Raw genomic sequence first — 14146 nt, 5'->3', positions numbered from 1 at the left:
TTTATTATCGATTGTCGAACGTGCGGTATCAAAGCAGCAGTTGTGCGCGAACAGTATCCGCGTTGACCTCCTCACCGGCCAGCGATCGGGTGATCTTGCCCTTTTCCATGATGTAGCAGCGCTGGGCGATCGCCAGGATGGTGTCGAGATTCTGCTCGACGAAGATGATCGTCGTCCCAAGCTCGTTCCTGAACGACTTCAAAGCCTCGCAAATGTGCTGCACGATCGACGGCTGGATGCCCTCGGAGGGCTCGTCGAGGATCATCAGCGACGGATTGCCGATCAGCGCGCGGCCGATCGCAAGCTGCTGCTGCTCGCCGCCCGACATGGTGCCTGCGATCTGCCGCCGGCGCTCCTTCAGGCGCGGAAAATACGTATAGACGAGCTCCGGCAGCTTCTTGCCGTCGGGTCCGCCGATCAGCTCACCGACCTGCAGATTTTCCTCGACGCTCATCTGCGGAAAGACGTCGCGGCCCTGCGGGATGTAGCCGAAGCCGGCGCGCGCCCGCGCGTCTGCCTCGAGCTGCGTCACGTCCTGCTCCATGAAGGTGATGGTGCCGCGCCAGGTCTGCAGCAGGCCGATCAGGCACCGCATCAGGGTCGACTTGCCGACGCCGTTGCGGCCGATCACGCCGACGATCTCGCCGCGCGAGACCGACATGCTGACACCCTGCAGGATCGGCGTCGCGCCGTAGCCCGCCCAAAGTCCCGACACGTCCAGAATGCGATCAGTGGGCATGGGTCTTACCCAAATAGATTTCCGCGACCTTCTCATCTTCCAGGATGGCTTCCAGACTGCCGCGCGCAAAGATCTTGCCAAGATGCAGAACAGTGACGCGCTGCGCGACCTGACGTACGAACGCCATGTCGTGCTCGACGACCAGCACCGTCATGCCCTCCGCATTGAACGACTTGATCAGTTCACCGGTCTTGTAGGTTTCCTCCGGCGACATGCCGGCGGTCGGCTCGTCCAGCAGCAGGAGCTGCGGCTGCAACGCCAGCGCCATGCCGATCTCGAGCCATTGCTGCTGGCCGTGCGGACAGCGCGCCGGCGAGCTTGCCGCTATCATCAGCCAGATTGAGCAGCGACAGCAGCCGCTCCTCCTCGGCGTTGCGTTCAGCGCCCGACAGCCGCTCCTGGAGCGCGATCTGGATGTTCTGCCGCACCGGCAGTTCCTTGAACACGCTCGGCGCTTGCATCTTGATGCTCATGCCGCGCTGCACCCGCGCATAGGGACGCTCATTGGTGATATCGACGGAGTCGAAGAAGATGCTGCCCGCGGTCGGCGGGTAGAGGCCGACGATCAGCTTGAACAGCGTGCTCTTCCCCGCCCCATTGGGCCCGATCAGGCAATGCACCTCGCCGACATTGACCGTCAGGTCGACGTCGGAGACGGCGGTCAATCCACCGAACCGCTTGGATACGCCTTTCACATCGACCAGCGCCATGATTCAGGTCTCATCCGATTGCAGACGGCCGGCTTCCGCCAGCGCGGGGCCTTCGTCGCGCCGTCGGCGGCGGGACCACCAATCGACGACGAGCTTGCCGATACCGAGCACAAATCCCTGCGGCGCCAGCATCACGGTGGCGAGCAGGAGCACGCCCATCAGCACCAGCGCCGCCTGCTGGCTATAGACCGTGATGGTCTGGAAGCCAAACAGCAGCAGGAACGATCCAACCAGGGTCGCGGTCAGATCGTTGCGTCCGGAGAACGCGACCCACACGATCGGCATCGCCGCCGCCGGCAGGCCGATGCTGGACGGCGTGATGAACTGGCCCCAGGACGTGTACAGCGCACCGCTGAGCCCTGCGAGGCCGCTGCCGATCACGAATGTCAGCAGCTGATACTTGCGGACGTCATAGCCGAGCATCTCGGCGCGCTGCGGATTTTCGCGCGTTGCCACGATCACGTTGCCGATGCTCGAGTTCACCAGCATGCGCAGCGCGATGTAGACGATCACGATCAGCGCGATCATGACGTAATAGAGTGCCGATCCTTCGATGGTGAAGTCACGGACGGTGAGCGGGTCCATTCCCTTCATGCCGTTGAAGCCGTTCAGCCGGGCCGGACCGATATGCCATTCCGGTCCGGCCGTCTGCCCGAGGAAGAACGCAAGCACCAGCGTCGCCGACAGCGTCACGATGCCGAAGAAGATCCCGCTAATGCCGCCCCAGATCATGAAATAGCCGAGGATCCCGGCCGCGATCATCGCGATCAGGACGGAGAGAACCAGCGCTGCGATCGTCGCCGTTCCCCCGCCCATGTTGATGGCGAGCACGCCGTAGCCGTAGCCGGCGATGCCGAAGAAGAAGGTCTGGCCGAACGACAGCATGCCGCCGTACCCCCACATCAGGCAGAGGCCGAGCGCCATGAAGATCCAGATCAGGAAGTAGGCAAAATTGCCGACATCATAGGAATCGGCGAACAACGGATAGATCAGCGCGCCCGCCAGCACAGCTAGGAAACAGGACCAGAAGATCTTGCCTCGTCCGAGCGTCTGCGGACCGTCGAGCAGCTTGGACATCCAAAATTCCCGTCTAGCGGCCACGGCGAACCAGCACGCTGGATAGTCCCTCAGGCAGGACACGTATGATCAGGATGACGGCAAACAGCATGCCGATCTGCCCGATGATTTGGCCATAACTCGCATTCAGCGCCATCCTGATCATCGCCAGGAACACCGCGGCCGGCGCAGTTCCGAGCAAGACGTTGGCGCCGCCGATCACGACGGTGACAAAACTCTCGACCACGAAGGTCGCGCCCATGGTCGGGATCAGCGTCATGGTCGGCGCGTAAAGCGCGCCGCAAAGTCCCGCAAGCGCCGTGCCGATCCCGAAGCTGATGGAATAGATCCGCCCGGTGCGCGCGCCAAGCGCCTTCGCCATGGCCGCGTTCTGCATCGTTGCGCGCGCGATCACGCCGAAGCGCGTCTTCATGAAGATGATGTAGAGGCCGGCCAGTACTGCGACTGCACAGCCGAACAGCACAAGGCGGTAGGTCGAGAACGTGTAGCCGCCGATCGCAAAGGCTCCTTCCGGCGTGCCTATGCCGCGCACCGCGGAACCGACGATCAGCAGCATCGACTGCGTCACGATCAGGCTAAGACCCCAGGTGGCAAGCAGGGAATCGAGCGGACGCTTGTAGAAACGCCGCACGATCAGGAACTCGACGATCATGCCGATGATCCCAGCGGTCAGCGCAGCCAGGATCTGGGCGATCGGAAGCGGTACGCCGAGATTGACGAGTCCCACGGTCACGTAAGCGCCGCACATGATGAACTCGCCATGCGCCATGTTGATGACGCCCATCATGCCGAACACGATGGCAAGCCCCGCCGCGGACAGGATCAGGAACGCGAAGACGTCGGCGAACTGATAGAATAACGAGAAGAGTTCAGCCGACATTCCGGTCTCCGTGATCACGGCGTCGCATCATTGCGGCGCCGGCTCGCTTCAACATCGTGACGAACAACACGAGCAAGAATCGTGCCCGCGCGCGTCACGATTTGTTGGGAAGATGACTCGGCGTGTACTGATCCTTGTCGTTCTTCTTGGTGAGATCGCAGCCGATCTCACCAAGCCAGTATGGCTGGATCGTCCCGTAGTCCTTCTCAACGGTCACCTCATGCTTTGGCCCGACCGAGATCAGGCGCATGCGGTGCGAGGTATGCTGGCTCTTCGGATCGACGCAGACCTTGCCTTCGGGCGCGTCGATGCAGGCATCGCCTGACGCGATCACCTTGCGCATGTCCTCGAGCTTGGTCGACTTCGCCTTCTCGACCAGCGTCTTGTACATGTAGAGCGCATTGTAGGCATTGTAGCCCATGTCGTTGATGTAGAGCTCATCGGGGAACTTGGCGTGCCAGCGCTTTTTGAAGTCGTTGGCTTCGGGGGTGTCGATCTCCTCGAACCAGTTGGCGGTCGCATGCATGTTGTTGAGCGCCGGCGGCTTGAACCGCTTGTGCTCGAAGCCGAGCATGACCTTGATCGAAGACCCCATCGGCAAATTGAGGTTGGCGGCAGCCGCCTGCTCGAAGAACGAATCCTGCGCGGCGCCGACATTGATCGTCAGTAACCAGTCCGGCTTCGCCTTCTGGATGTTCTGGATCGTCTGCGCGAACTGCGACACGCCGAGCGGGATGAATTCCTCGCCCACGACTTCACCGCCGAGATCCTTCATGATCTTGCGGTTCCACTCCGCGGAGATCTGGCCGAAATTATAGTCCGCGGCGATGACGTAGACCTTCTTGCCGAATTTCTGGACCATCCAGGGGATCAACGTCGAGAACTGCTGCTCCGGCACCGCGCCCATGCTGATCATGCTGGCGTCGCAAACGCCGCCTTCATACTGGTTGGTGTAGAAGTACGGCGTCGTGGTGCGATCGACGATCGGACGCAACGCCTCGCGCGAGGCAGAGGTGATGCCGCCGATCAAAACGTCGACCTTGTCGCGATTGAGCAAGCGCCTGCCGAACTCCTGGTAGCGGGCATTGTCGCCCTGCGGATCGAGATGGATCAACTCGATCTGCCGCCCGAGAATGCCGCCGCTCTTGTTGATCTCCTCGACCGCCAGCTGCGATCCGTGCAGCTTCGGCATGCCCATGAATGCGAGGTCGCCGGAGACGTCCTCCAGCAAGCCGATCTTCAACGGCGGCTCGGCTGCCCGGGCGCTACCTATTGCTGCCGTCGCCATCACGGCTCCAAGCAAAGCTATTCCGACTACACGCCCCGAAATCATCGCGATGTCCTCTCGTTGAAGGATGTTGGAAGTCACGCCTTGAGGTAATTCTTCAGGATCGACGCCCCCATCGTGTATTTGGGGTCGACCATATTGCCGAGCCGCATGCGGCCGGCCTGGCTGAGCAGCATGTAGGCGTCGATCTCGTCGAAGCCGTAGTCCGCACTCATCCACCGCACCAGCTCGCGATAGGCGATACGCGCCGCATCTTCGAGCGGCCGTGCGCTGCCGATCGTCATGATGAAGTCGCGCGTCTCGAGCCGCGGCCAGGCAAAGCTCCAGTTCTTGATCAGATCGACCTGCAGCGTGACGGTCGCGCGCTGCTCGAGCGCGACACCTGAGAGCTCGCCATCGCCTTGCGTGGCGTGGCAGTCACCGACATAGAGCAGCCCGCCCTCGGTATGCACCGGCAAATAAATGATCGCACCCGGCGCGACGTCGGGCAGGTCCATGTTGCCGCCGTGATAGTCGGGCTGCAGCGAGGAGACCGCCTCGATCTCGGGCGACACGCCGATGGTGCCGATGAACGGCTCGTAGGGCAGCGTGATCTTATCGCTCCAGCGCACCCCGTTGCGGTCGACATGCAGTTTCTTGACGCGCTCGGGCAGCGGCGGATTGAGCAACGCCGTGGATGCGGTCCCGACCAGACCGCCGAACTCCGGAATGATGCAGGTGGTGCCTGCCGGCTGTGCGCCGCGGGTCTCGACGTCGCGGATATAGACGGCGAGGCAATCGCCCTTTTTGGCGCCCTTGACCGCGATCGGTCCGCATTGCGGGTTCAGGTAAGGAAAGTTCAGCTTCGCGGTGGGGCTGTCGGTCTCGCTGGTGAGCACGCCGCCAAAGGCGTCTTCGGTCTCGACGACGACCACCCCGCCCGGATCGATCGACAGCGTCGGCTTGGCATAGGGTCCATAGACGTAATGGAAGCCGCCCTGTTGCTCGATCGTCAAACTATGGGTCGTGCCGGTCGCGCCCTTGGCGACGGCCCGCTTTGCCATGATGGAACTCTTCAACCAGTCTTCGGTCATGCCAACGGCTCCTCAACTCAGATCGCGGGATGGCGCCTGCACGGACGAGACTTGCCTCGTCGAAGTGACGGCCGACGAATTGGAAGGCGACGGGGCCGCCGCTCGGCGCGAAACCGCCGGGAAGCGTCACAGTCGGACTTCCGGTCATGTCGAACGGACAGGTGAAGCGAAGCAGCCCGGCAATCAGCGACGCGTCCTCGCCAAGCGCCGCCATTTTGGCCAGTGTCGGTGCGGCAAATGCTTGCGCCGGGACGGCGATCAGATCGACCGTCTCGAACAACAGCCGCACCGCGCCGCGGAACGCTTCGCGCCGCAGCACGATCTTCTGATAGTCCATGCCGGATTGCGCCCGACCGAGATCGAGCAGGCCCGCAAGCCCGGGGCCGTATTCGTCCTTGCGTGCCGGATAGGTCTCCTCATGCGCCACGGCCACTTCGATGCCGCACAACGGGAACCAGTCCTCGATCACGGCCTTGGGATCGGGGAACGTGATGTCCTTGATCTTGGCACCGAGATCAGCAGCAACACGCAGACCTTCGCTGAGCACCTTGCCGGCGGCATCGTCGGTGCCTTCGCTGGTCCAGCGCCGATCAACGCCGATCGTCGCGCCGCGCAGGTCTCCGGTGAGACCGGCGAGATAGTCCGGCACGGCCAGCGGCACTGATGTGGTGTCCTTGGGGTCTTGGCCGGCGATCACGGCGAGCATGGCGCCGCAATCGGCCGCGCTGCGCGCCATCGGCCCGATGTGATCCAGCGTGGCCGCAAGTTCGAAGGCCCCGTAGCGGCTGACACGTCCCCAGGTCGGCTTCAGCCCGGTGATGCCGTTGGCAGCCGAGGGAAAGCGGATCGACCCGCCGGTGTCGGTTCCGAGCGACCCGAAGCAGAGGCCCGCCGCGGTGGCGACGCCGGAACCGCTCGAGGATGCGCCGGACCACAGATCGGCGTTCCACGGGTTCTTCGGCGGATCGATCTTCGGGTGATGGTCGGCATAGGCGCCTTCGGTCTGCTGCAGCTTGCCGAGGACGATGGCGCCGGCATCCTTCAGCCGCGCGACCACCGTGGCGTCCTCGCTCGGTCGGAAATCGCGATGGATGGTCATGCCGTGCGCGGCTGGAGCGCCCTTGACCCAGCACAGGTCCTTGATCGCGATCGGTACGCCGTGCAGCGGACCCTTGACCTTGCCGGACGCGATGTCCTCTTCGGCCGCCGCCGCTTCCGCAAGCGCCGCATCGGCCATCACATAGGCGTAGCTCTTGAGCTTGCCGTCGAGCTGCTCGATCCGTCCGAGCATCGCCTTGGTCACCTCGACCGGCGAGAGCTTCTTGGCCTGGATTTGCTGCCCGACCTCGATCAGCCCGAGATAGTGAAGTTCCGTCATCGTCTCGCATCCCCGCACTTGACATGACGCAAGCGCAGGCACCGCCCATCACCGCGCATGCGCCTCCGGCTTGGCGACACGGACGTGTCGCCAATTTGTTTCGCGGCAAAAGCAAAAAGCCACCCGCCCCTCCGAAACGAAGGTGACGAATGGCTCAAATGCCGCGGCTATGAACTATCGCATCGGGCCCGGGATCGAACGGAGCACTCTGCGCGGCGACCGGGACGTCATCGGCCAAATCGACGCACGCAAGTTCGACGCCTGTAGGAGAAAATTCTAAGGAAGTGTGCAGCGCGTTGTCAACGAGGCTGGCTGCACAAATTTCGCGAGGTGCATGCGCAGCAAAGCGGCATGACCTCTTGCCCCGACCTCTGCGAAGATGGTTTGCTTCGTGGATTCAGTGAAAGCCGCCGATGACAAAGCCGTCCATACCAGTTGGCATCATCTGCTCGCAGCACGGGCCCTATCAGGCCATGGGGCGCGAGATCCTCAAGAGCGCGATGATGGCGGTCGACGAGATCAACGAGCAGGATGGATTCGATTTCTCGATATCAGCGCATGTCCGCGATCCCCGCGGGGTCATTGCGGAATACCATACGGTCTGCGACGACCTCATTCGCAATGTCGGGGTCGAGCACATCATCGGCTGCTACACATCGGCCTCGCGCAAACAGGTACTTCCGATCGTCGAGCGCACCGACCGACTGCTCTGGTATCCTGCCCGCTACGAGGGCTTCGAATGCTCCGACAACGTCATCTATGTCGGCGCCTCGCCCAATCACAACGTGCTGCCGCTGGTGCGTTACGTGCTCGACAATCTGTCGCGTGAGATCTTCTGCGTCGGCTCCAACTATGTCTGGACCTGGGAAACCAATCGCGTCACCCGCGAGCTGGTGACGGCGGCGGGAGGTCGCATTCTCGCCGAACGCCTGCTCGAACTCGGTGAGAGCGCGGTGACGCACATCGTCGACGAGATCGTACGGCGCCGGCCGCCGGTTGTCTTCAACACGCTGGTCGGCAGTTCGAGCTATGATTTTATCCGTGCCTTTCATGCCGCAACCACTGCGGCCAACCTCAACATTCCCATGCTGAGCTGCAGCCTGTGCGAGCCCGAGCTCAAGATCGCAGGCCCGGCATCGGCCGGATGCATCACATCATCAGCCTATTTCGAAAGCATTTGCCTGCCCGAGAACAAGGCTTTCGTTGCGCGCTGCAACGCGCCGGCACATCTGATATCGGCGAGGTGCGGCGCGCCGCTGCCGGCCATCGCTACAATTCGCCACAGGGTCCGGTCTGGATTGACGATAGCAACAACCACTGCGTCCTGACGCCGCGGCTGGCCGTCTCCAACGCCGAAGGACAGTTTGACATCTTCTGGGAAGCTGAAGCTCCGGTTAAGCCGGATCCCTATCTGACGCAGCTCGACGTCGCCGCCAGCCCCGCACGGGATGCAGCGTCGCCGAATGCGCCGCATTTGCGGGTTGTGAAATGAGCAAACCGTCTTCATTTTCGCTGCGCGGACGCAAGGCCCTGGTCACCATCAAGGACGAGCGCGATGCTTCGATCGTCAGGCGCCAGTTCGAGCGTCTCGGGATCGAGATTGTCACATGGGAGCCCGGCGCCAAGATCGACTGCCGACCGGACGTGACGCTGGTCGACGACGAGTTCCTGCCGCTCACCTCACCGGCGCAGCGTACCGCACTTGGACGGAGCCCCGTCATCGCCCTGCTCGGCACGGAGACGCCGAGCCGGCTGAAGCTGGTGCTCGACCTCGATCCGGCATCATTCCTGGTCAAGCCGCTGCGCTCGGCGGGCATCTATGCCGCCCTCGTGATGGCCTTCGAGCGGAACGAGCGCACCAACGAGCTGAAGCAGCAAGTGGTCAAGCTCGAACAGCGGCTTCGATCCCGTCGCATCGTGCTCGCCGCTGTGCTTCAGGTCATGCACACCCATGCGCTGGCCGAGCCGGCAGCCTTTGCGCTGATCCGGCGGGCCGCCATGGAACAGCGCAAGACAATCGAGGACATTTCTGCGGAGATTACGGCAAAGGGCTCCCTCCCGCGGGCAATAGGCTAGCTCCACCGATTACTTCTTCAGTTCCGCGTAGAGCTGCATCACCCGTTGCGGCAACACCTCGATGCGCGGCACGCGAAGCGCATAGCGTTCGCCGAAAATGCGATCGAGCTGGGGAAATCTGCCTTCACCGATGCCGAAGGCAAAGATATCGGTGCTGCGCCGCCGCAGCTGCTGCGCGGCACGGCGCGCGTCCTCAACGAGATATTGCGGATCGGGTACGTCGATGTCGGAGGTATTCCTCCGCTAAGGGCCGCCTTGTTTGATGGGCGCGAGCGCTGCAGGTCCTAGGGGTAATCCTAGGAGAAGCGCTATGACGATTTCGAGGGCGGAGGTGATCACAACGGTCGAGCGGCGGCGCCGGTGGTCGCAGGATGAGAAGGAACGGCTCGTCGCAGCGTCGCTCGAGCCCGGCGCCAATGTTTCCGAGGTGGCTCGCGTGGCCGGGCTTCATGTGAGCCAACTGTTCAGGTGGCGTAAGGAGCTTTGCAGGCACGGCGAAGCGAGCATAGCGCCGTTTGTTCCGGTCGAGATTGGGCCGTCTGCGCTACCGCGGGAGGTGGCCGAAGCGGCGTTGACGCCAACGGCGCGTCGACGCAAGAGCCAGGGCATCATCGAGATTGATCTTGGTAGCGGGCACCGCATCCGGGTCGATGGCGACGTTGATGGAGATGCGCTACGTCGCGTTCTCGATGCTTTGGTCCGCCGATGATCCCGGTTCCGACGGGCGCGCGAGTGTGGCTCGCGACAGGCTACACGGACATGCGCCGAGGCTTTCCGTCGTTGGCGCTCCAAGTGCAGGAGGTGCTGCACAAAGACCCGCTCAGCGGTCATTTGTTTGTCTTCCGCGGTCGCCGCAGCGATCTTGTGAAGCTGATCTGGCACGACGGCCAAGGAGCATGCCTTTTTACCAAAAGACTCGAGCGAGGAAGGTTCATCTGGCCATCGGTTGGCGGTGAAACGGTAACGATCTCGCCGGCGCAGTTGAGTTATCTGTTGTCCGGAATCGATTGGCGCACCCCGCAAGAAACCCAGCGTCCGACGCGGGTCGGATAACCGTTTTGGGTTTGAATCTGCTGCTCGATCTGATTCAATGGCTTCATGAGCTCGAAGCCAGACGATCTTCCTGCGGATCTTGCGAGCGCCTACATGGCGCTGCTGGCCGAGCGCAAGGCGTTGCAAGTTGAGCGCGATATCGCAGTCGCGGATGCCGCCAGCGCGCGGGCGGAGCTGTCGGACAACGAAGCGTTGATCGCACATCTCGAACTGCGGATCGAGAAGCTCAAACGCGAACTGTACGGGCCGCGGTCCGAGCGCACGGCGCGGCTGATCGAGCAATTGGAATTGGAGCTCGAAGAACTCATCACCATGGCGAGTGAGGATGAGCTCGCCGCGCGTGCCGCGGCTGCAAAGGTACAGAACGTTCGGGCCTTCACGCGCAAGCGGCCGGTGCGCAAGCCTTGGCCGGACGACATCGAACGCGAGCGGGTCGTCATTGAGGCGCCAACGAGCTGCGCCTGCTGCGGCGGATCGCGCCTGGCGAAGCTGGGCGAGGATGTGACCGAGACGTTGGAGGAGATCCCGCGCCGGTTCAAGCTGATCGAGACGGTGCGGGAAAAGTTCACCTGCCGCGATTGTGAGAAGATCAGCCAGCCGCCCGCGCCGTTCCATGCCACACCGCGTGGCTTCATCGGTCCGCAACTGCTGGCGACAATCCTGTTCGACAAGTTCGGCATGCATATCCCGCTCAACCGTCAGAGCGTGCGCTTTAAGGCCGAGAGGATCGATCTGCCGCTGTCGACGCTGGCCGACCAGGTCGGCCACGGAACCTTCGCCGTTATGCCGCTGTTCCAGCTGATCGAGCACCATGTGCTCGCGGCCGAGCGCCTACATGGCGACGACACCACCATCCGCATCCTGGCGAAGGGCAAGTGCACGACTGGGCGGATCTGGACGTATGTGCGGGATGACCAGCCGTTCGCCGGGCCTGCGCCGCCGGCGGCGGTCTATTACGCCTCGAGCGACCGACGGGGCGAACATCCCCAGAAGCATCTGGCCGCCTTCGCCGGTATCTTGCAGGCGGATTGCTATAGCGGCTTCGAGCCGTTGTTCGATCCGAAAAGAAAAGCGATGCCGATCACGCCCGCATTTTGCCTGGCCCATGCGCGGCGGGGATTCTTCGAGCTGGCCGACATCGAGAAAACGGCCAGGGAAGGCCGCAAGGGCAAACCGGTCTCCCCGATCGCGCTGGAGGCGGTCAGGCGTCTTGACGCTCTGTTCGAGATCGAGCGCGCCATCAACGGCCGCAATGCCGACGAGCGGCGTGCCGTACGCCAGGAGAGGAGCAAGCCGCTTCTCGATGACTTGCACGACTGGCTGCTCCGCGAGCGAGAAGCCCTGTCGCGCTCCTCCGAGGTCCTGAAGCCCATGAACTACATGCTCAGGCGCTGGGACGACTTCTCCCGCTTCCTCGATGATGGCAGGATCTGCCTCAGCAATAATGCCGCTGAAAGAGCGTTGCGCGGCATCGCGTTGGGCAGGCGCAACTGGACCTTCGCCGGCAGCCTGCGCGGCGCCGACCGCGCTGCCATCATGCTGACGATGATCACGACCTGCCGCCTGAACAACGTCGATCCCAAAGCCTGGCTCGCCGACGTCCTCGCCCGGATCGCCGATCTTCCCACTTCGCGTCTGCGCGAACTGCTGCCCTGGGAATGGAAGCTCCTGCGGCAAGCCAACAACCCCACCGATCAGCAGGCCGCCTGACCTTCACCCAACGCTATCTTACAGATCGCCACGCCCACGCGCATGCGTCAATCAGGCGGCCTTCGTCGTATGCGTACTGTCGGAGGGCTCGCCGTCGGTCAGGACCAGCAGCACCTTGCGGAACGCACGTCGTCCAGCGAGGTAGCCGCCCGCATGGCGCAAGGCCGCACCAAGCCGGGTGGAATGGCTGCTGGCAACGCCCGCGAGGCGCGACCGTACCACAGCGTCCATCGGCTCCTCGAAGTCCTTGATGCGCAGATAACGCACGCGTTCGCGGCCGTCGGAGCTGAAGCCATGCACTGCGATCGCGTCATTGGCGGCCTCGACCGCCGTCGCCATGATCGCGGCTGCCTTACGCTCGACGTCGAGAACGGTCCGGCCGCGGCGATCGCGGTCGGCGGTCGATTGCGACAGATCCATCAGCAGCAGGATGGCGAGATCGCGCGGTCCCGGCGCATCGCGCTGATAGACCCTGGGCTCGCCAGTGTTGCCGGCACGCCGCTCGATCGTCACGGCGACTGCCGCATCGATGTCGAGCGCCTCGCCGTCGCGCTGGCCCTTGTGGCGGATGCGGCGGCCAATCGACGCATCGCGGGTCAAGCGTGTGACCCAGCGCATCGTGTCCGTGTCCGCCGGCAGATCGAACGGCTTCGCGGAAACGGCGGCATCGGCCTCCAGAATGGTGGTCCAGTCCGCCCGCTCGGCGCGCGCGGCATAGTCCCATTCCGGATAGGTTGCGGCTGGAAATCCGTCCAGCAGCGTGACTGCGCGGGCCTTCGCACGCAGCGTCTCGTCCGGCTTGGCGTCGTCATCGGCCGACTGTGCGGCTGGATCATCGCGCCGCTCGATCCGCACGGAATCGACCGCGAGCTCGATCGTCTCGGCCGGGCTGTCCGGCTGATCGCCGAAATCCCACAGTGCCAGATTGTCGTCGCGATAGGCCGGTTCGACGACATAGCTCTTGGCGTTGAACTGCAGCCGCATCTGCCCGATGTCATTGCCGAGCAGCCCGCCGATCTCGCGGCTGATGGCGGGATCGGTCCAGCGGTCGGCGGCGGCAGCAAACAGCTGCTGTCCCTTGGTGACCCACGCATCCGGGTCCTGATAATCCGGGTCGATCAGCGCCCGCGCCAGCCGCGTCATCAGCCCGGCCGCCGTCGCCTGGCCGGATGGCGTCGCGGTGTGAAATGGCAGCCACAGCCGGCGCAGGCCGGGCAGTTCACGAAGCGCCAGCGTCTCGACCCGGGCATCCTCGATCAGCGAGACCAGCGCGATCTGCAGCGCCTTCAATCGCCCGACCGGAAAGCGGACGGTGGAATGCACGAGATGCGCCCCGGCGTGCGCGACCGCTGCGAGATAGATCGCGTCCGCCCCCTCGCCTTCGAAGCCGGGAAACGTCTCCGGCAGGCCGATGAAGCCGGCCGCGAGCGAGGTCCGCCGCGGCACCGGCGTCGGTGCAACGGCCAGTTTGCGGAGACGCGGCTTTCTGTTCCACAACGCAACGGTCGTTGCGGCGAGACGCGTCTCCAGCCGCGCAAAATCATCCCCTCTCCGCCCGGCTGCGAACAGACGCGCCGAGAGCGGATCGTCGAGCGCGAAATAGGCCCGCCGCCGCGCCGCGCGGCCGCCGCTCGCGCGCAAGCCGGCGGAGACCCAGGCGGAGAACGCCTCGCCGCCGGACTGTGCCAGAAACGGCTCCAGCCGAACGATCGCAAGGCCGGCCGACTCCGGCCCCGTGTCGGCGAGTTGTTCGAACGCGGCGAGAACCGCGGTGAGCTCTCCGGCACCCGCAAGCCGCAGCAGCACCTTGGACAGCTCCGTCAGCAACGCGTGAGCGACGCGGCTTCCGGCGCTGCGGCCGATGTCGCCGACCGCACGGCCGATCGCGACCAGGTCGTCGGCCGGTCGCTGCGCCGGCCAGCGTTCCGATAGCCTGAGATAGCCGAGCACCACGGCTGCGCCGAGATTGGCCGCGAACAGGCCGTGCACAGCCTCGTCCCAGGCCGCGAGATGATCGAACGAGACGACGGGCTGCAATGTGGCGCGCGCCGCCTGCACTGCCGCGGCGATCTCGTCGTGACCGCGCAACAGTGCCGCAAGCCGGCGTCCGGACCGGAAGCCATCGAGCGAACTGATTTGCGCGACCGCCACCTCGAGGCTTC

General features: G+C 63.8%; 12 protein-coding genes and 2 pseudogenes. 6 read left to right on the top strand and 8 right to left on the bottom strand.

Annotated elements, in window-relative coordinates; genetic code table 11:
• Positions 1 to 28 precede the first annotated feature (28 nt).
• The 7 genes and pseudogenes from HAP54_RS31630 to HAP54_RS31600 all read right to left on the bottom strand — a co-directional run bounded on the left by HAP54_RS31630 (position 29) and on the right by HAP54_RS31600 (position 7145).
• The gene (locus HAP54_RS31630) at positions 29 to 739 is read right to left on the bottom strand and encodes an ABC transporter ATP-binding protein (protein ID WP_166294126.1); all 711 of its coding nucleotides are present in this window, start codon (positions 737 to 739) and stop codon (positions 29 to 31) included.
• Positions 729 to 1449, bottom strand: a pseudogene (locus HAP54_RS31625) (ATP-binding cassette domain-containing protein). Before HAP54_RS31625 ends, HAP54_RS31630 begins: the two are co-directional and overlap by 11 nt.
• 3 nt (positions 1450 to 1452) lie before the next feature.
• Complete coding sequence (locus tag HAP54_RS31620; RefSeq protein WP_166294124.1) at positions 1453 to 2526, bottom strand: branched-chain amino acid ABC transporter permease; 1074 nt, start codon at positions 2524 to 2526, stop codon at positions 1453 to 1455.
• A 13-nt stretch (positions 2527 to 2539) separates the two neighbouring features.
• A complete protein-coding gene (locus HAP54_RS31615) occupies positions 2540 to 3406 on the bottom strand; it encodes an ABC transporter permease subunit (protein ID WP_166294123.1) in 867 nt (288 codons plus the stop codon).
• 94 nt (positions 3407 to 3500) lie between these two features.
• Positions 3501 to 4739 carry an urea ABC transporter substrate-binding protein gene (locus tag HAP54_RS31610; RefSeq protein ID WP_166294121.1) on the bottom strand — a complete coding sequence of 413 codons (1239 nt, stop codon included), beginning with the start codon at positions 4737 to 4739 and terminating at the stop codon, positions 3501 to 3503.
• A 32-nt stretch (positions 4740 to 4771) separates the two neighbouring features.
• Entirely contained in the window at positions 4772 to 5767 is a 996-nt protein-coding gene (locus tag HAP54_RS31605; RefSeq protein WP_166294119.1) for an acetamidase/formamidase family protein, read from the bottom strand.
• Entirely contained in the window at positions 5691 to 7145 is a 1455-nt protein-coding gene (locus tag HAP54_RS31600) for an amidase (RefSeq protein WP_210297515.1), read from the bottom strand. The genes HAP54_RS31605 and HAP54_RS31600 overlap by 77 nt, the downstream gene beginning before the upstream one ends.
• A gap of 413 nt (positions 7146 to 7558) precedes the next feature.
• On the opposite strand from HAP54_RS31600, the pseudogene HAP54_RS31595 reads away from it, so the two are divergent.
• The 6 genes and pseudogenes from HAP54_RS31595 (at position 7559) to tnpC (ending at position 11984) form a co-directional block, all read left to right on the top strand.
• A pseudogene (locus tag HAP54_RS31595) lies at positions 7559 to 8637 on the top strand (transporter substrate-binding protein).
• Positions 8634 to 9221, top strand: a complete 588-nt coding sequence (locus HAP54_RS31590; RefSeq protein WP_166294118.1) for an ANTAR domain-containing response regulator — start codon at positions 8634 to 8636, stop codon at positions 9219 to 9221. The pseudogene HAP54_RS31595 and the gene HAP54_RS31590 overlap by 4 nt, the downstream one beginning before the upstream one ends.
• Before the next feature lie 45 nt (positions 9222 to 9266).
• Positions 9267 to 9509, top strand: a complete 243-nt coding sequence (locus tag HAP54_RS31585) for a hypothetical protein (RefSeq protein WP_166294116.1) — start codon at positions 9267 to 9269, stop codon at positions 9507 to 9509.
• A 22-nt stretch (positions 9510 to 9531) separates the two neighbouring features.
• Positions 9532 to 9930 (top strand): IS66-like element accessory protein TnpA, encoded by a 399-nt coding sequence (tnpA, locus tag HAP54_RS31580; RefSeq protein ID WP_166294114.1) that lies wholly within the window; start codon positions 9532 to 9534, stop codon positions 9928 to 9930.
• Positions 9927 to 10274: an IS66 family insertion sequence element accessory protein TnpB gene (tnpB, locus tag HAP54_RS31575; protein ID WP_028182053.1), complete on the top strand. Its 348-nt coding sequence runs from the start codon at positions 9927 to 9929 to the stop codon at positions 10272 to 10274. The genes tnpA and tnpB overlap by 4 nt, the downstream gene beginning before the upstream one ends.
• Before the next feature lie 45 nt (positions 10275 to 10319).
• Complete coding sequence (tnpC, locus tag HAP54_RS31570; protein WP_166294112.1) at positions 10320 to 11984, top strand: IS66 family transposase; 1665 nt, start codon at positions 10320 to 10322, stop codon at positions 11982 to 11984.
• Positions 11985 to 12035: 51 nt separating this feature from the next.
• Here tnpC and HAP54_RS31565 read toward each other — a convergent pair whose 3' ends face one another.
• Positions 12036 to 14135: a nitric oxide reductase activation protein NorD gene (locus tag HAP54_RS31565; protein WP_166294110.1), complete on the bottom strand. Its 2100-nt coding sequence runs from the start codon at positions 14133 to 14135 to the stop codon at positions 12036 to 12038.
• Positions 14136 to 14146: the final 11 nt, after the last annotated feature.

It is taken from the genome of Bradyrhizobium sp. 2S1, assembly GCF_011516625.5.
GTDB classification, from domain to species: Bacteria; Pseudomonadota; Alphaproteobacteria; order Rhizobiales; family Xanthobacteraceae; genus Bradyrhizobium; species Bradyrhizobium septentrionale.
This window is presented reverse-complemented; position numbering and strand designations above follow the sequence as displayed.